This window comes from Pseudoalteromonas sp. SWYJ118 (assembly GCF_015864505.1).
GTDB classification, from domain to species: Bacteria; Pseudomonadota; Gammaproteobacteria; order Enterobacterales; family Alteromonadaceae; genus Pseudoalteromonas; species Pseudoalteromonas arctica.
Window position 1 is genome coordinate 38,679 of record NZ_JADYXC010000025.1, and the last position, 18,344, is coordinate 57,022.

General features: G+C 38.0%; 17 protein-coding genes and 4 tRNA genes. 13 read left to right on the forward strand and 8 right to left on the reverse strand.

Annotated features, from left to right (window positions below; genetic code table 11):
- Nucleotides 1-3: 3 nt before the first annotated feature.
- The 6 genes from I6F48_RS18215 to I6F48_RS18240 form a co-directional block, all read right to left on the reverse strand.
- Nucleotides 4-822 (reverse strand): substrate-binding periplasmic protein, encoded by an 819-nt coding sequence (locus I6F48_RS18215; RefSeq protein WP_197120007.1) that lies wholly within the window; start codon nt 820-822, stop codon nt 4-6.
- Nucleotides 823-837: 15 nt separating this feature from the next.
- Nucleotides 838-2,781 carry an EAL domain-containing protein gene (locus tag I6F48_RS18220; RefSeq protein WP_024592352.1) on the reverse strand — a complete coding sequence of 648 codons (1,944 nt, stop codon included), beginning with the start codon at nt 2,779-2,781 and terminating at the stop codon, nt 838-840.
- 148 nt (nt 2,782-2,929) lie between these two features.
- Nucleotides 2,930-3,006 (reverse strand) — tRNA-Asn (locus I6F48_RS18225).
- Between the two features lie 29 nt (nt 3,007-3,035).
- Nucleotides 3,036-3,112 (reverse strand) — tRNA-Asn (locus tag I6F48_RS18230).
- A 21-nt stretch (nt 3,113-3,133) separates the two neighbouring features.
- A tRNA-Asn gene (locus I6F48_RS18235) sits at nt 3,134-3,210 on the reverse strand.
- Nucleotides 3,211-3,231: 21 nt separating this feature from the next.
- Nucleotides 3,232-3,308 (reverse strand) — tRNA-Asn (locus tag I6F48_RS18240).
- Nucleotides 3,309-4,360: 1,052 nt separating this feature from the next.
- Here I6F48_RS18240 and I6F48_RS18245 point away from each other — a divergent pair.
- From I6F48_RS18245 to I6F48_RS18265, 5 genes are all read left to right on the forward strand, one after another.
- Complete coding sequence (locus I6F48_RS18245; protein WP_024591018.1) at nt 4,361-5,740, forward strand: MATE family efflux transporter; 1,380 nt, start codon at nt 4,361-4,363, stop codon at nt 5,738-5,740.
- Nucleotides 5,737-7,731 carry an excinuclease ABC subunit UvrB gene (gene uvrB, locus I6F48_RS18250; protein WP_165728184.1) on the forward strand — a complete coding sequence of 665 codons (1,995 nt, stop codon included), beginning with the start codon at nt 5,737-5,739 and terminating at the stop codon, nt 7,729-7,731. Before I6F48_RS18245 ends, uvrB begins: the two co-directional genes overlap by 4 nt.
- Before the next feature lie 2 nt (nt 7,732-7,733).
- Nucleotides 7,734-8,672: a class I SAM-dependent methyltransferase gene (locus tag I6F48_RS18255; protein WP_197120008.1), complete on the forward strand. Its 939-nt coding sequence runs from the start codon at nt 7,734-7,736 to the stop codon at nt 8,670-8,672.
- Nucleotides 8,673-9,353, forward strand: coding sequence for a tRNA (adenine(22)-N(1))-methyltransferase (locus I6F48_RS18260; RefSeq protein ID WP_165740059.1), 681 nt, complete (start codon nt 8,673-8,675; stop codon nt 9,351-9,353). It abuts the gene before it with no gap.
- 101 nt (nt 9,354-9,454) lie between these two features.
- Nucleotides 9,455-10,477: a hypothetical protein gene (locus I6F48_RS18265; RefSeq protein ID WP_165740061.1), complete on the forward strand. Its 1,023-nt coding sequence runs from the start codon at nt 9,455-9,457 to the stop codon at nt 10,475-10,477.
- Between the two features lie 4 nt (nt 10,478-10,481).
- On the opposite strand, the gene I6F48_RS18270 is transcribed toward I6F48_RS18265, so the two are convergent.
- Nucleotides 10,482-10,724, reverse strand: coding sequence for a hypothetical protein (locus I6F48_RS18270; protein WP_007583900.1), 243 nt, complete (start codon nt 10,722-10,724; stop codon nt 10,482-10,484).
- A gap of 208 nt (nt 10,725-10,932) precedes the next feature.
- Between I6F48_RS18270 and I6F48_RS18275 the strand changes: the two genes are divergently transcribed.
- Nucleotides 10,933-11,382: a methyltransferase family protein gene (locus I6F48_RS18275; RefSeq protein WP_197120009.1), complete on the forward strand. Its 450-nt coding sequence runs from the start codon at nt 10,933-10,935 to the stop codon at nt 11,380-11,382.
- A gap of 89 nt (nt 11,383-11,471) precedes the next feature.
- Here I6F48_RS18275 and queC read toward each other — a convergent pair whose 3' ends face one another.
- Nucleotides 11,472-12,128, reverse strand: coding sequence for a 7-cyano-7-deazaguanine synthase QueC (queC, locus tag I6F48_RS18280; protein ID WP_007583902.1), 657 nt, complete (start codon nt 12,126-12,128; stop codon nt 11,472-11,474).
- 145 nt (nt 12,129-12,273) lie between these two features.
- On the opposite strand from queC, the gene queE reads away from it, so the two are divergent.
- The 7 genes from queE to I6F48_RS18315 all read left to right on the forward strand — a co-directional run bounded on the left by queE (nt 12,274) and on the right by I6F48_RS18315 (nt 17,875).
- Nucleotides 12,274-12,939, forward strand: coding sequence for a 7-carboxy-7-deazaguanine synthase QueE (queE, locus tag I6F48_RS18285; RefSeq protein WP_197120016.1), 666 nt, complete (start codon nt 12,274-12,276; stop codon nt 12,937-12,939).
- 272 nt (nt 12,940-13,211) lie between these two features.
- Complete coding sequence (locus I6F48_RS18290; protein WP_197120010.1) at nt 13,212-13,955, forward strand: class I SAM-dependent DNA methyltransferase; 744 nt, start codon at nt 13,212-13,214, stop codon at nt 13,953-13,955.
- 362 nt (nt 13,956-14,317) lie between these two features.
- Nucleotides 14,318-15,244, forward strand: a complete 927-nt coding sequence (locus tag I6F48_RS18295) for a hypothetical protein (RefSeq protein WP_197120011.1) — start codon at nt 14,318-14,320, stop codon at nt 15,242-15,244.
- A 306-nt stretch (nt 15,245-15,550) separates the two neighbouring features.
- Nucleotides 15,551-16,300, forward strand: coding sequence for a hypothetical protein (locus I6F48_RS18300; protein ID WP_197120012.1), 750 nt, complete (start codon nt 15,551-15,553; stop codon nt 16,298-16,300).
- Complete coding sequence (locus I6F48_RS18305; protein ID WP_197120013.1) at nt 16,284-16,613, forward strand: hypothetical protein; 330 nt, start codon at nt 16,284-16,286, stop codon at nt 16,611-16,613. Before I6F48_RS18300 ends, I6F48_RS18305 begins: the two co-directional genes overlap by 17 nt.
- A gap of 9 nt (nt 16,614-16,622) precedes the next feature.
- Complete coding sequence (locus I6F48_RS18310) at nt 16,623-16,949, forward strand: hypothetical protein (RefSeq protein WP_197120014.1); 327 nt, start codon at nt 16,623-16,625, stop codon at nt 16,947-16,949.
- A gap of 95 nt (nt 16,950-17,044) precedes the next feature.
- Nucleotides 17,045-17,875, forward strand: coding sequence for a hypothetical protein (locus tag I6F48_RS18315; RefSeq protein WP_197120015.1), 831 nt, complete (start codon nt 17,045-17,047; stop codon nt 17,873-17,875).
- Nucleotides 17,876-18,344: the final 469 nt, after the last annotated feature.

The following is an 18,344-nucleotide window of genomic DNA, read 5'->3' on the forward strand; positions in this document are numbered from 1 at the left end:
GACTCAATCAGTAATGATATTAAAGCGACTTAAGATTTCAGGTGTAATTAGAATAGGATCGATATTATATGGCTTTAAAATATCTTTAAATTGATCGTGTTCTTGGTATAAATCTAATAGGGCTTTATTAAATAGGGCAATTTGTTCAGGAGATAATTGAATTTTATTAAAACCAATAAAATAGGGGGATTCGCTTTGTAAAAAGGCCAAATTAACATGATGTAAGTTAAATTGTTTTAGCCTAGCGCGTGCTTGTAAAGTATTGGCAAAGTACCCATCTATACGATTGTTTTCTATCATTTTTACACCCGTGCCATTGGCATCGGTGAGTAAAACAATATCAAATTCCCTCAATCCATCTTTAATCATTTGTTGCTGTATTTTGATTAGTTGAAAAGACGCATTTGAAGGGCCAAAAACAGCAATTTGCATTTTTTGTAGATCATTGAGGCTTTTGATGGTTTTTTTTGCACCCTCAGGTTGAAAAAAGGCATATTGCATTTTCATAAGCGGGATCGAAAAATAAAGCCATTCGTCACGGTCAAGATTCCAGCCCATAGGAAAGTTTCCTTGAGCTTGCAGGTTTTTTAACATGAGCTTAGAGCGACGATTTGGTACGCTGACAAACTCACATTTATAATTGAGGCGTTTACACGCTAAGGTAAGTATATCAACAAAGGGGCCAGCGGCATTATCGTGTTCATCAACAAATGAAAATGGAGGATAGTTATGAGTGCTAAAAACTAATTCTTTTTGCGGGGCGTTTGCGTACAAACTCAAAGGCATAATAAAAAGTATAATAAAGGTAATTACTCTTTTCATGATGCCTCCAATAGACTATATGTCTTTAGGTTTTTCTATGTAATAACCTTGAACGCCATCTAAACACAACGTTTCTATAATGTGCTTTTCTTCTTGGCTCTCAACGCCCTCAGCAAATACACTAACACCAATGCGGTGGGCTAAATCGACCATTAAGCGCATAAAGTACTGATTGTTTTTATCGTCTTCGAGGCCGCGAGTATAACTTGCGTCCATTTTAATAAAGTCAGGTTTTAAATCGCGGAAAAACTTAAACGAAGTTAAGCCAACACCAAAACGTTCAACTGTAACGCGTGCGCCAACACGGTGAACCATGTCGATAAAGCGCTTACTAGCCTTGATGTTTTGCTGTAAACCAAACTCGCTTACTTCAAATACTAGTTTAGATGCAATATGCGTATCTTTCAATAATCGGCGCTCTAGCCAAATTACAAACTGATCGTTGTGTGCACTAGAGGCTGTTACGTTTAAACCAAAAAACTTTTCAGATAAATTACGGCTTTTAACCTTTTCAAGAGAAGAGTCAATTATCAGGCGATCAATTTCTATTGCCATATCAAGCTTTTCGGCCATCGCTAAAAAAGAAGCGGTAGGCAGTACTTGATTGTCTTCTGTTTTAAATCGAACTTGTACTTCAGCGTAGGCTTTTATGCTTTTACCAAGCGGCATAATGTTTTGCATCACTAAATGCACACGCTTAGATTCAATAACTTCTTTAATAACCTTACGCCAGTTTTGATTACCAAAACCCGCACTTACGTTATTAACTAAATCGGTTTCGCGTTGTACGTGCCATGCGTTTACTTGTTTTGATTGCGCCATACTCATCGCGTTATCAACAACAGAAAGCAATTCGCCTAACGGCTTACCTTTTTCGTAACCTACAATACCTGTATTTGCTACCGAGCTTAACTCTTGGTTTTGTTGGTACTGCGTGAAGCGCGATTGCAGGTTTTCACCAAAGCGCTCAGCTTCTTTTAAAGGAATGTGGGGTAGTACGACAGCAAAGTCAGAGCTGTTTAATCTAAATATTTGGCTGCCAGTGTAAGTGCCGCTTATGTGCTTAATAATATCGGCAACGCCTTTTACGTACTCATCACCTTTTTGATAACCACGGCTTTGGTTTATAGCTTGTAGTTCGCTACAACGAACCATAGCTAAAGAGCCAAATGTACTTTGCTCAGTGTTTTCAATATTTTTTTCGTAGTACTCAACAAACATATTACGATTACCAAGCGAGGTAATTACATCTTTGTACGCTTCATGCTTAATAGTCATAGCAGCGCTTTGTATGTCTTCGTTTTTGTTTTTTAAGAAATGTGATAATCGATTAAAGCTAGGTACTAAATCTTTTCCCATTTTTTTCAATCGAGTGCCATCTAGTGCTGTTTCTAAATCATTATCAACTTGGTTTTGATTGATATAAATATCGATAATGTCAGCAACTGTTGTACTTATGTTTTTATTTAAATGGTAAAAAATAGATTTCATTAGAATTATTGGAATAATAACTAAAATGGCAGAAATCAAAATAACAATAAAAAGGGAGGTTTGTAGCTGCGACGCTAAATGCTCAATGTTAAGTACAAATTCAACTTTTATATCTGAGGCGTCATTTACAGCAAATTGAGGGCGCACTGAGTTAAAGTTAGAGAGTACAAAATCAGCAAACATTGGTAATTGAGTAGGGGGGTTAATACTAAATATTTCAGCCCCTTGGTAATCTCTTAGAGTGAAGCTTGAAAACGTTTTACCATCTGCAATTGATTGTTTTAAATTTTGAGCAGAAATATCGTCTAAAGAAAGGTCATTAATATACTTAGTAACAGTAGTTTGCGCACTTTTTTGTGCATCACTTACCGCAGTATCAAAGCTTATAGATATGAAGTAGCTTCCTGCTGCAACACACAATAACCAAGAGATAATTTGTATAAAAATAAGTTTTTTAAATCCAGCCATGTTTTCAGTCTTTTAATAATTCAAAAGGGAAGGAATCAAGTCCTTGATTAATAAACTAAGTACAGCGCATTAAGGAATAAACTAATGCTTTAGTTATATAAGGAAGAGTAGTGGAATTAGCTTGAGATGTCTATGAAATTCTTAGAATTGGCTCCCCCTCCCCGACTCGAACGGGGGACCTGCGGATTAACAGTCCGTCGCTCTAACCAACTGAGCTAAGGGGGAACTAAAGTAGTGATATTATTATGATGATTTGGCTCCCCCTCCCCGACTCGAACGGGGGACCTGCGGATTAACAGTCCGTCGCTCTAACCAACTGAGCTAAGGGGGAACTACATCATAAACATAAACTTGGCTCCCCCTCCCCGACTCGAACGGGGGACCTGCGGATTAACAGTCCGTCGCTCTAACCAACTGAGCTAAGGGGGAATCGTTTATGGTTGAAAAACTTGGCTCCCCCTCCCCGACTCGAACGGGGGACCTGCGGATTAACAGTCCGTCGCTCTAACCAACTGAGCTAAGGGGGAAGCGTCTTGCCTTTCAACGGGGCGAAATATTAATGACCGCGCCGCAAAGTGTCAACATATAAAAGTCATAAATTGAAAAAAGAGGTTTATTCGTTGTTTTTGTGTTCGATCTGCGTGTTTTATAGCTCTATTAAAGTTACTTTTTTAAAAATTTAAGAATAACAATGTGACTTTTATTATTGCTGAGCCTTCAAATTGGTTAAATTAAACACGGTATTAAAGTGGCTTGTTATTAAAAAACAACTCAAAAACATAAAAACTCATTTTTTACTTAGCGATATTTTTCGTATTTAATTCGTTTTTTGTTTTAATTTTCTAAAAATATATCTATGCGTATATTCACAGAAATATTTTTTGATCTAAATTGTGATCTAATCACTATGTATAAAATGAGTATTTGTTTTATCCGTTCAAAAATAGAGCAATCAATAACTTAACTTTGTATTAAACGTTTTTTTATACCTAACGTACAACTATGTTAAGAAGAAAAATTGGTGAGCTACAGTTTTTAGCGTGAGTTTATAAAAATGCCACAATTAACAAATGGTCAATTGGTTGGATATCACCGAAAATGGAGGCTCTCTCAAAGCCTTTATAAATGCGGGTTTGAATGAGTTATCCACGGTTTCTGTGGATAACTCTGTTTATGAAACTTTAAGAACATCATCGGCACCAATGGTTTAGGGTGCTACAACGATTTCAAGCTTTTAAATCACTATTTTTAATTCAATATAAAACAATGGGTTATGATTTGATGCTGAATGTATGCAACTCGATGAGGGAATTTTTTCGTAACGATAAACCAAGCAGTACCTTTGTGTAAAAAAGCATCATATATCACTGGGTGTTTGTAATAAAAGTTATAAAAATGTGTTTTAATTGGTTTTTGGTGTGTTTAGGCTCTATTTTAACAAAAAGATGCAAAAACTAAGTTTTACTATTTTTTCGAATCTTTACTTCTTTAATTACTTCAATTGTAGTGATAAATCCGTGGCTTGAACTGCCTTGATGCTTTAAAATGATTCGTTCAGTAAAAGAGGCCTATTTATTTCATGCGCGCAATTTCAAAATCCCAGACTCGCCCAGATTTACTAAACGATCCCATCTTGCCCACATTAAAGACGATGACCATCCCGATGATATTCGGCATGATCACGCTAATGATGTTCAATATTGTCGATACATTCTTTATAAGCTTACTAGGCACTGAGCCGCTTGCAGCGGTGAGCTTTACATTTCCGGTTACCTTTACCGTTATTAGCTTAGCAATAGGGCTGGGGATCGGTACATCGGCGGTAATAGCAAAAGCGCTCGGTAGTAATAAAATAGATGAAGCGCGTTTTGACGCCAGTATTTCTTTAATGGTTGGTGTGGTTCTGGTTATTGTGTTGTCATCTGTTGGGTATTTACTGATTGACCCCATATTTACTTTGCTAGGAGCGGGCGCACAAGTATTGCCGTTAATACACGAATACATGAATATATGGTTTATCGGTAGTGTATTTTTAATAACTCCAATGATTGGTAACTCGGTACTGCGGGCCAGTGGCGATACAAAAACGCCAAGTATAGTAATGGGTGGAGCAGGGCTCATAAACGCCGTACTCGACCCTATATTGATATTTGGTTTTGGGCCAGTACCAGCGTTAGGTATTCAAGGCGCGGCCATAGCAAGCGTTATTGCATGGTCGGTTGCTGTGGTTATTATTTTATATATATTAGCGGTTAAAAAACGCTTGTTGAGCCTAAAAGCAGGCAAGCAAACAGTGACGGGCGCTATTCGTAAAATATTAAAAATTGGTTTGCCTGCTGCCGGCGCAAACATGCTTACACCGGTTGCAATGGCCGTAATGACCGCTATGGTTGCGCATCACGGGCCAGAGGCCGTAGCTGCATTTGGAGTGGGAAGTCGAATAGAATCTATTGCAAGTATATTAGTGCTTGCACTATCGATGACATTACCGCCATTTGTTAGCCAAAACTTTGGCGCTGGCAAATTATGCCGCGTTAAAGAAGCGTATACCGGCACACTAAAATTTGTAATGGTATGGCAATTTGCCATTTACGTATTACTCATTGCATTTTCAGGTGTTATAAGCCAATTATTTGGTAAAGAACAAGCCGTAATAGATGTAATTAAACTCTTTATTTATACCATCCCGCTAAGTTATGGCTTACAAGGGGTGATCATATTATCAAATTCATCGTTTAATGCTTTACACAAACCAATGTACGCATTGGTATTAAGTGTCATTCGGTTATTCATATTTTATGTACCATTTGCTTATGTAGGCAACGAAATAGCCGGATTATTAGGGCTATTTATTGGCGCTGCTTTAGGTAACTTATTTACAGCAATAGTGGCATACAAATGGTTTATGAAAAAACTAGAAGCGCTGAGCGGCGAATCGTTACAGGAGTGCAATAATTGAGCGACCATTTTCAGTTAAAATCACATTTTAAACCAGCAGGCGATCAGCCCACAGCGATTAAGCAGCTATGCGAAGGATTAGAAGCAGGCCTTGCACACCAAACTTTATTAGGTGCCACCGGTACAGGTAAAACCTTTACCATGGCTAATATTATTAACGATTTAAACCGTCCAACAATAATAATGGCGCACAATAAAACGCTTGCCGCGCAGCTATATGGGGAAATGAAAGAGTTTTTCCCTAAAAATGCGGTTGAGTATTTTGTATCGTATTACGATTACTACCAGCCAGAAGCCTATGTTGTATCTAGCGACACATTTATTGAAAAAGATGCCTCGATAAACGAGCATATAGAACAAATGCGTTTAAGTGCGACCAAAGCACTGCTTGAGCGTCGCGACACTATTATTGTGGCGTCGGTATCGGCTATTTATGGTTTGGGCGACCCTAAATCATACATGAAAATGATGCTACTTTTAAAAGTGGGCGAAAAAGTAGACCAACGCGACATGCTACGTCGCCTAGCTGAAATACAATACACCCGCAACGATATAGATTTTAGCCGTGGTACATATCGTGTTCGTGGTGAAGTGGTTGATATATTTCCTGCAGAATCTAGCACCTTCGCAATTCGCGTAGAAATGTTTGATGACGAAATAGAGCGCTTAAGTATTTTTGACCCGCTTACCGGCGCCGTCGAAAAGCATATAATACGTACCACTATCTATCCAAAAACACACTATGTTACCCCGCGTGAAAAAATACTCGGTGCTATCGATAAAATACAAGAAGAACTAAAAGATCGAAGAGCCCAGTTACTCAGTGCTAATAAATTAGTAGAAGAGCAACGCGTAACACAGCGTACGCAATACGATATAGAAATGATGCGGGAGCTAGGTTATTGCTCTGGTATAGAAAACTACAGCCGCTATTTATCGGGCCGTACGCCGGGCGATCCGCCGCCTACGTTACTTGATTATCTCCCAGACGACGCATTGATGATTATTGATGAATCGCACGTAACCGTATCGCAAATTGGCGCAATGTATAAAGGCGACAGAAGCCGTAAAGAAAACTTAGTTGAGTATGGCTTCAGAATGCCCTCAGCAATGGACAACAGGCCGCTGCGCTTTGAAGAATTTGAAGCTATTTCACCACAAACAATTTATGTATCGGCTACACCTGGTGATTTTGAATTAGAGCGTTGTGTGGGCGCAATTGCAGAGCAAGTAATTCGCCCAACAGGACTGCTTGACCCACTTATTGAAGTTCGCCCAGTAGGCGATCAGGTTGATGACTTACTTTCAGAAATTTATAAAAGTGTAGAGAAGGGCGAGCGTGTACTTGTAACCACTTTGACCAAACGTATGTCTGAGGATTTAACCGATTACTTAAGTGAGCACGACGTAAAAGTGCGTTACTTACATTCAGACATAGACACGGTTGAACGCGTTGAAATTATTCGTGATTTACGTGCGGGTGTGTTTGATGTGTTAGTGGGTATTAACTTACTTCGAGAAGGCCTAGATATGCCAGAGGTGGCGCTAGTAGCCATACTTGATGCCGATAAAGAAGGCTTTTTACGTTCAGCGCGTTCAATTATTCAAACCATTGGTCGTGCTGCACGTCACTTAGATGGTCGCGCTATTTTATATGGCGACAGAATCACAAAATCGATGGCTAAGGCCATGGACGAAACAGCACGCAGACGCGAAATTCAGCATGCTTATAATATTGAACACGGTATAGAGCCGCATTCACTAGCCAAAAAGATTCTTGATGCGATGGATGTAGGCGAAGAAGCCGGCCCTAAAGATAACCTTAGACTTGTTCGTAAAGACTCTAAAAAGGTACTTAGCGCGAAAGAAATTACCGTGCAAATTAAGCAGCTTGAAACCAAAATGCATGCATACGCAAGCGATCTAGAATTTGAAAAAGCGGGCTCTGTTCGCGATGAAATACATGAACTACAACAACAGTTGATTAATTAAAAATGACAGCAAACTTTACTCCTCTTATTACTGCGCTTGAAGATGCGCCAATTTTAAAAAATGAACTGTGCCGTGTTTTTCATGGTCGAGGCCACAGTGTTGAGGCGTTGAGCCATATAAATTTAGACTTTTATCCGCCAAGTTTGTTTTTGGTTTCGTACGACGAAATTGACGAGCAAACACTAAGCGAGCTTACCGATGTTGTGTGGCAGTGGGCGCAAGCAAACCAGCCAGAACTTATTACGTCACTTGTGTATCAGCAACGCGCTGGTGTACAAAGCCAAAACACCGTGGTTTATGGGCAATTACCTAACCCGCATGTTGTAACCGAAAACGGCATTCGTTTTTTGGTTGATTTACAGAGCCGTCAAAATACCGGAATATTTCCCGATATGCGCAGCGGCCGTGAGTTTGTAATGGCTAATAGTAAGCATGGCAAAGTGCTTAATTTGTTTTCATATACGTGTGGGTTTTCGCTTGCAGCAATGCAAGGCGGGGCAGATCATGTAATGAACATGGATATGAGCAAAGGCGTACTTAAAGTAGGTAAGCAAAACCATCAACTAAACGGTTTTGAGCGCGGCGTGAGTTTTTTACCTCATGATATTTTAAAGTCGTTTGGAAAACTAAAAAAAGCAGCCCCGTTTGACTTAATAATAGTTGATCCGCCAAGCTTTCAAAAAGGCAGCTTTATATTAACTAAAGACTATCAAAAAGTGCTGCGCAGATTACCAGAGCTACTTTGCGACACAACACAATTGTTATTGTGTGCTAATAGCCCAGAGCTTAGTGAAGATGCGTTTAAAGTTTTAATAAATGAGCACACCGAAGGCGCAATTGAATTTGTTGAGCGCCTAGCCCCTACCGCACGCTTTATTGAAGTAGACAGCGACAGAAGCTTAAAAGCACTTATCTACAAAACGTCACAATCTGCTGATTAAATGAAGCTCAGCAAACGCCTAACTGCCATTGATACACTAATTTCGCAGCATCACGATATTATTTGGGATTGCTGCTGCGACCATGGTTATTTAGGCATGGCGCTACTAAAACGCGCAGCTGCAAACCAAGTCATTTTTGTTGATATAGTCGCCACTTTAATGGACGATTTAAGCGCGCAATTATCATCGATTAATAAATTACAAAAAAACTGTAATAAAAAACCGCAGTGGCAGGTCTTATGTCAGGACGTAGGCAAAATTGAAATTGCTCAAAGTAAAAGCCAAGTAGTTGTAATAGCAGGTGTTGGCGGTGAGCTGTTGTTAAGTTTAATACAACACATTATTGCTAATAATACCGTTGATAATTTGCAGAGTGTTCGTTTTATTTTATGCCCGGTGCACCACACTTATAAGTTACGAGCTGGTTTAAAGCAATTAGGTTTAGGGCTTGTAAGTGAGCAAATAGTTTACGACAACAAACGTTTTTATGAAGTGATTGAAGTGAGCTTTAGTAGCAATAATGAGATTAGTCATACCGGCAATAATATGTGGGATGTTAGTAGTGCAGAACACGCTATGTACCAACGGCAACTCATAAATCATTATAATAAAATGCTTAATAAAGATAAGCCATACTATCAAAAAGTTATAACAGACTATCAAGAACTCACCGATAGTTAAAAAAGCCCGAAAGTAGGGCGTACATGTGATCTAATTACGACATTGACGACGTAATGTGTTCATAGTTTATATCGCACAACGCGAGTTTATTTGGTTTATTTATGTCAGATAACAAGAGTCACATTAATCATTTGCTTAGCAATGAGCAAAAATGGCAACACAGTTACGAGCAACCTATTTATTATGCACCCCTCGTGCAATTGGCTAATAGTAGCTGGGTAGTGCCACAACATTTTTTACGTTACAAGCACACGCTTCAAAGCGTAAATGAAGTGCTTGAGAGTATTGAGTTTTCGGCTCACTTTAGAGTGCTTGCTGCACAAAAAGGTGAAGAAATTTACCTGCAAGTAGCAGTGCTGAGCCCAGATAACTATCAAAAAAGTGCATCTACAAATGAAGGTAAAGCCAAAAAGCTATTATTTGGCAGGCGCTGGATAGTAGAGGAAAACTTACCTACTTCAGAACTTATTCAAACTGCATTTTTAGCGTTAAAAGTAGCGCGTGAACATGAAGTAAGAGAGCTTTTTCAGTTAATGCAAAGCGGCGCAACAAGCACGCCATTTAATAACCATCACGACTTACCTGTAATGGCGCAAAACCCTGAGCTTGTTAAAAGCGCAAGTGCAAAAAGTCGTGTTGATGAAGTGCTTAAACGTATTGTATTTGCAGGAAAAAGTATTGAGCTTAAAAGCCAGCAGCAAGTAGCTGAGCAACATTTATATACCGTTGAGCTTTTATGTGAGGGTTGCCAACTTAGCGAGTTTAATAACAAAACTATTTCGTTTTTAACAGCAGACTCATCTGCTAATAGTTTTTTACATGGCTTAATTACGGCATTAGTAGCTACAAGTAATGACTACGTGAACGAGCAATTTAAGTACAAAGGTTTTGCACGCTTTAGTAAGCACGTTGTGGTTGAACAAATAGGTAACTTAAGTATCGCTATGCGCTCGCCAAGTACCTTAGGGCTGTGCTCTATGGGTAAGCAACATGCTAACCAGTTAAACTTTGAGATAGACAGCGGGCGAGCACCACAGGGATGCGGGCAAGCTATTGGTGGCTTTTTAGCTGCACATGGTATTGAGCAGCCAGAAAACGCGCATTTATATCCAAATTATTTATAACAATTTAAAGCTTATTAATTTCATCTTTAACGCTAAAGCTTGAATCAGTAACAATAGCCTCAAGTGTTTGTACACGCTCTTTTAGTGCAAGCACTTGTGCGTTTGTTTCAGCTAGTTGTTTATGGGCATCGCTGTTGTTGTTTTGCATTTTATGCTTAAACTCAAGATGCTTTTTATACATATCGTAAACCACTCCTGAGCCAACCGAAATTAGCACAATAAGTACAATCATCGTAGTTCCAGACATAATCTCATTCCTTATCATTTTATTATTCGTTTATGGTTAAAGTATAACCTTTAAGCGCTTTTGATAAAGCTGACAATTGTAACTTAATTTGTATAGTTCACTTAAGCTCAGCTTTGAGTGTGTTCATCATTTATACACTTTAGATATTGTTTAATGGCAGCATAGCCACCATATAATAAACATACTTTAGTCAATACAGTGAGTTGCCATGTTAAATAATAAAATCCCACCGGTTATTGTTGTGCTGTTTTTTGCAGGCATAATGGCGCTTATTGCGCATTACAGTGTTATTGATTTCACCGCATTTATTACCTACTTAGCAGCAAGTTTGCTCATTATAGGGTGTGTTTTTTGTATTGCAGGTGTGGCGAGCTTTAAACTAGCAAACACCACTGTAAACCCTAATAAACCTGAACAAGCGTCAAAACTTATTACTAGCGGCATTTATAAAATCTCACGTAATCCTATGTATGTGGGTTTTGCATTTATTTTAGCAGGGTGGGGTATTTGGTTAAGCTCATTGTGGGCACTTTTATGTATTATAGGGTTTATTGCGTATTTAACGTTTTTCCAAATAATACCTGAGGAGCGTGCGCTCACTAAATTATTTGGCGAAGAGTTTACCGCTTACAAAGCGCGCGTAAAACGCTGGTTGTAATTTATACCTACTCGTTAAAATTAAACAAAAAAGGCTATCGATGATAGCCTTTTTTGTTTGTAGCAACTGTATTACTAATTAATTGCTGCTTATTCGTATTCTAACGGGTCTGTAATGTTATTTAGGGCAAATGCTTCAAGGCGCTCTTGGCACGCGCCACATTTACCACAGGCCTTTTCACGGCCGTTATAACAAGTCCACGTTTGGCTGTAATCTAAACCCATTTCAATACCGTCGGTTAAAATACCAATTTTAGTATTGTTTAAGTATGGGCTAAAAATTTCTACAGCGTCGTAGTTAGCAATACGACACACATCATCCATTTTTTGCACAAATTCAGGACGGCAGTCAGGGTAAATAGCATGATCCCCAGAGTGAGCGCCGTAATAAACTTGGCCAGCTTTAAGCGATACCGCGTAACCAACAGCAAGTGAGAGCAAAATCATATTACGATTAGGTACAATCGTACTTTTCATGCTTTCTTCTTCGTAATGGCCTTCAGGTACATCAATATCATCAGTAAGTGATGAGCCACCAATAAGTTGGTTAATCGCCGAAATATCAACAATTTTGTGCGGAACGTTTAATTTTTCGCACACACTTGCCGCTACTTTAAGCTCTTTTACATGACGCTGACCATAGTCAAATGATAGGGCATATACATCATGGCCTTGTTGCAGGGCTTTATTTAATACGGTAAATGAGTCCATACCGCCGGAATAAATAACAACTACTTTTTGCGTCATATCTGTTTTGCTCTTAGTTTTAATAGAGGTTTATATCAGGGCGCGATATACTACACGGCCGCAGCTTAAATAACAATTTTTGCACAGCGCTTTTTGGTTTTTTAATAGTAGCAATTTGGCTGCTAGGTAGTAAGTGAGATCTCTTTTGTACAAAATTAATGAAGTGTTTGAAACCATTCAAGGTGAAGCTAGTTTTACTGGCACACCCTCAATATTCTTACGTCTGCAAGGTTGCCCTGTAGGCTGCTCTTGGTGCGACACTAAGCAAACCTGGGATGTTGATAACGTATATAAAGTATCGCTGGACGAAACCGTAGAAAAAAAAGCCGACTCTGATCATTGGGCTAACGCCAGTGCAGAGCAAATTTTAGCGTTGTTTCAATCGCGTGGTTATACCGCAAAGCACGTAGTAATTACCGGCGGCGAGCCATGCATGTTTGATTTAAACCCAGTATGTAACTTATTACACGAACACGGCTTTAGTACACAAATAGAAACCAGCGGTACGTTTGAAATACTCGCCCCAGAGCAAACATGGGTAACGGTATCGCCAAAAATTAATATGCGCGGTGGTTATGAAGTACTTACCAGCACAATGAAGCGTGCCAACGAAATTAAACACCCCGTTGCTATGCAAAAGCACGTAGAAGAGTTAGAAGAACTATTTGTTAAAACAGGTGTTAACCCAAAGCTTGTTTACTTGCAGCCAATTAGCCAAAAAGTATCGGCAACCAAATTAGCAATCGACACCTGTATTGCCAAAAACTGGCGCCTATCAATACAAGTACATAAGTATTTAGGAATTAGTTAAAGAGTAGCTTAAAGTTATAGTACGTAGGTTGGGTAGAGCGTAGCGAAACCCAACGAATCTCCAATTTCACACCGTTTTATAACAACGCTCTATAATATTTAAATACACAGGCCGTATAAGCAAAGCGCTATCCGACAACCCTGTACTTTATAGCCTGAACTTTATAACCTAAGATTACATCTACCCTAAAGCTCATATCTTCTTCGTTAATTGTGCTAATTAGTTTACTATGCGCGACTTAAAAATATTCTACTACTTACCACTAGGCTTATATGTCCGCAAATGCACTTTACACCGACCTTTCTGATTACTACGACTTAATGTGCGCAGATATAGATTATCAAGCCCAAAGCAATTCTATTCACAGGCTGCACCAAATTTTTGGTAATGGCGCAAATACCCACCTCGATTTAGCATGTGGCACCGGCCCGCATGTACGCCACTTTATTGATTACGGCTATAAAAGTAGTGGGCTTGATTTAAACCAGCCAATGCTCGATAAAGCAAAAGTTCGTTGTCCAGAAGCGCAATTTTCGTTGCAAAACATGAGTGAATTTAAAGTAACCGAGCAATTGGATTTAATTACCTGCTTTTTGTATTCAATCCATTACTGCGACGGCATTAATAAGCTAAAAGAATGCCTTGCTAGCGTACACAGCGCATTAAACGTAGGTGGAATATTTTGCTTTAACACGGTTGATAAAAACAAAATCGACAGCGATTCATTTGTAGAGCACACAGCAACAAGCGAAAATAGCTTATTCACATTTCGCTCTGGTTGGCACTACAGTGGCAGCGGCAGTAAACAGTTATTAAAACTCAGCATAGAAAAAACCACCGCAGACAAAACACTCGTATGGCACGACGAGCACTCAATGGTTGCTTTTAGTTATACCGAGCTTAAAGAAGCCCTAAAGCCGTACTTCGAAATCCACATATTTGAACATGACTACGACAAAATAACCCCATGGGCAGAGCGCTCAGGCAACGCCATTTTTGTCTGCGTAAAAATTTAAGACAAACACTCATCAAGAAGAGATACAAGTTTGGGTAGAGCGCAGCGAAACCCAACGAGCTCAAACGAACCTCCAATACCCACGGCCCAATAACCTCGCATTATATATTTGAAAATGTAGGTCGGATAAGCGAAGCGCTATCCGACACAATAACGTATTTGAGTTTCGGCGAATATAAACAGCTAATTAATTATGATGTATGAAGTCAATATTTGACCCTTTTGGCTCTAAAAATATCCATCAGAAGATGGGAGAGGTCGCTTAACCTTAAGTAAGGCTATGTGACGATGTGTTTATTATTTTCTAGTAATTTAAGATCGCTTTTGATATCTATAGTGAGTGGTTATTAATTAGGTACTAGGATGATGGAAAAGAAAGAACATCGAATCTTATATGCATATTTCTCTGATGTATGGAAATATGGTGAATACAGTAAAGAACAACTTAAGCCACTCTCTGAGGAAGTAGCGCCTGAGGAGTTTTCACAGCTAATGAAGGGAAAAGTGTTTTGTCCAGTTTGTGCTACTCCTTTATCAAGGACACCTAATATAGATAGTATTTCCAAAAACAATATAACAGCTCATTTTAAACATGGTTCAAAAAAAAAGTATCCTGAAAGTCGTAGTTGTGGCTGGAGAGTTAATGCTAAACCGGGCTTGAATTACACGAATGAAGAATCTGCAGTCAAAGCAATTGAGAATAAAGAGTTAGCGATTATAAATGCATGGAAAGCTTCTCCACCTTCAGATAGTGGTACTGATATTGATGATAATGGTGAATATAATAAAACGGCGATTGAAGATAATATCGGGCCACAAACAGAAGTACCAATTGCTAGACATAATGGACCTTCATTTAGCCTTCCTTCTAACATTTCGACAGTAATGGCCTTATGTACTAATTTTCCTGAAAATTTAAAGCGAGGTTTTTTCTTTCCAAATTCCCAATACCCAATGCTGTTAAGCGATCAGCTGTATTCTACAAAAAAATTAACGAAAGACTTACCTAATAAAGAAGCTTTGTTTTTTGGGAAAATAATTAAGTTTAGTCATCTTAGCTATAGGAATGTCATAGAAGTTGAATCTAGCAATGGAACTCTTAAAATCTATTCAGATAAATCATTTGATTTGCGAAAACATATCTCTTTCAGCTCCAAAGGTAGTTATTTATTATTTTCAGCTAAGATTTATTTAGAAGGCGGTACTGTCTTTGCTTGCAAGTTGGATTTTTGGGGAGCGTATGCGCTGTTACCTAAAAAATATGAAAAGTATATAGAGGTTCTTGTTTAAATGCGCACCTTGCGCGTATTTAACTATGAATGTTATTCATTTATTGCTTTAAAAATAAAGAATTTCACTTAATTATATGATTGAATGCGCAAAAACTGCGCAGTAATAATGAAATAAGGAGATAACTATTCTATATAAACTTAGCAACTTAACAGTAATACCGGTTGGATATAGCGAAGACTGTAACTTCACATTGCGAATAGATACTGAATCAGAATACCTAGAAGCGTATTTTAATAAGAACGACACTAAAGCAACACTTGCTTATAAGTTAAGAGCTTTGGCTGATAAGGTGGATGCCAATAAATGAAATGGTTCAAGAGAGGTGCAGTAATCATAACAGTTATTTATTTTTTTATTTTGTATGGTTGCTATTGGTGGAATGATCATAATGTTGCTACCTCTAATTGGGGATCAAGTAGTGACATCGTAACTGCGGTTTTTACACTATTGATTTCTTGGGCAACAACGTTGTTGCTTTTAGCCGCATGGTTAACAGCTGGTAATTGGCTTGAGCAAAATAAATATAAAAATGCTGAAAAGTTATTAACCTCAATAAACGAGTTATATTTTTGCTTACATGAGTATAAAACATTGGAGATGACTAATGACTATCAGGTACAAATTTTGAAAAACAATGAACCTGATGTGAGTAAGTACTCGGACAATGGTATAGATGCATTCGGCAGGTTTGGTATTAGTAAAAAAGACATGTATACACCTGAGGAATTAGAATTTATGAGGAAAGTAGTTATAGATGGCATCAAAATAACAAATGAGAAGCTTGTAAATATTAAAGATAAGCTTGAACATTTAAAGTTTAAAACAATGTCTGCAGCAGGACTCTTTGCTGACCAGATTATTGAAAATAAATTCGAGCTTTTATGGGAGATAAATCGTCTTATAATGGCAGAGAAAGATTTTCACAAAACGGCAAATCCAATGTATTTTCGTCTAAAACAAGCTACTGGCTACGATGGCTTTAACCTTATAGAGATAACCGATCCTCTGAAGTATTCAATTTACAAAGAGGGAGTCGATGGAAAGCAACTTTAATAAACTAAATGACTGCACCAATTTACCTAGTGGCGTATCAGGCTTAATCGAAAAGAATAAAGATGTTACTTTTTACGGTATAGCTAGCGGTCGCTCAATGGAAGGCGTTGGTATATTTGATGGTGATTTAATAGTTGCTGTACTAAACGGTCAGTATGTTTACAAAATAACAGACTTAAAAAATAATCAATTACTGTCTGCAAGTGGTGAATACGAACTTTACAAACTCAAAGGTTGTGAGGAGTTCACTTTAGAAGGTGTTGTGGCCAGCTCTGTGCGCATGCATCGAGGAAGTATAAAAAATACTATTTAAGGTAAAGCTATGTTGTTTAAAGTAGAAATTTGGAATGAAAATAAAGACAGTATGCAAACCGTGGAATTAGGGTTTGTGCTTTGTGGTTGGGGAATTGGTGGAACTGGATCTATATGGGACAACAAAGACGCTAGCCCTAATGGTAAATTGTTGTTTGATATGTTGCGTAGTAACTTTTATACATACCTTCCAGAGCAAGCTCCCGATGTTTTATTAAGTATATGGGAGTCTATTAATTCAGATTTAATTGATTATGAAGAAGCAGCAGCTCGCTTAACTCAGTTGTTTAATTGGATTAACGATTGTCATATATCAAGACCGAGGTGGGATGATTAACTTGCACCCCCCCCAAGACTGATATAGTATTTTCCATATTGAAGAAATCCGTTTAGTTTATTACTGAGCGGATTTTTGTTTTATAAGGATGTTTTGTGGCCCCTCAAGCAGATAGTAGTACTTTAGATCTTTTCCGAGAACGACTAGCTAGCCCATTTATATTTACTTTTTTTTGGGTATCTTGTTCGTATAATTGGAAACTTATTTATTGGTTTTTATATGAACCTTTAAAGCCAAGTATAAAGCTTACAAAGCTGCCTTTTGACTGGTTTTATTTAGAACCGCTTGGTTTAACTTTTTTAATTATTGCATTTGTACCTTGGATTAATAACCTTGCTGAGTTCTTAAAGCGTTTTGCTGGAAATTGGTTTAATAAAATTCTTCACAGGTTAAATTTTAAAGAAGTTGTTTCTAATGATGAGCATACTGCAGTTTTAGATAATTTGTCTTTGGCTAAAATAAGAGCGCACGAATTAACTGATAAACTTGAAAAAGCCCAAGCGAAAGAAATAGAGCAAGGGAAAGAATTGATAAGGGCGAGAGAAGAAATTTCGCTTGAGATAAACAAAACAATAGGTGCCCAAGAGAAATCAAATTACTTTGAAAAAGCCTATCATGAATCGAAAGAAAAAATTTCAAAGGCTGATGCTCTACATTTAGAATCTCACAATTCATTAATTCAAGCTAAAGCTGAAAATGATGCGATTACTAAGCAGTTGACGGCAATTGACTCCGAGCTTGTCACTAATAAAAATGTTAGCGCTATCTACAGACAAAGGTTAATAGAAATCTCCGAAGGGTTAAAGGAATTAAATAAAATTTTCATTGATGATAGATTAGTCAATCTTGGCACCCTAAGCCCAACAGAGCTTATAAAAGCTAAAGAAATTATTAAGAAGTTAAATCGCAAAAATACAAAAGAATAGACTAATTAATACTAAATATTCACAACCCGCTTAGAAGGTTTTTTTATGCGCGAAACAAAAAGGCCAACCATGAAACTTACACTTAAACGCTTCCTATCTTTGGCACGTTTTGGGAGATCCCCAGGGTCAAATCTTGACTTCATATGGGAGATCCCCAGGGTCAAATCTTGACTTCATACATCAAAATTATTATTTATCCATTTATCCCTCGATCATACTTTTATTTAACCAAAACATTTAATAACTAGTATAAAAAAGCGTTGCCCTAGAGTAGTACCTTTCTGTATCTTTTTAATAGCTCAAAGGCTATTCAGCCGTTAAATAAGTTTGGGGCTACTTAATAGTGATCTTGTAGTGGTCAATAAAATTTGGCCACAGTTTTAGAATCTTGATATCTAACCTCAGATTCATTTGGCGCTAAACCGGCATTATAATGATGCGGCCTAACGTTGTTGTAATATCCGTTGAT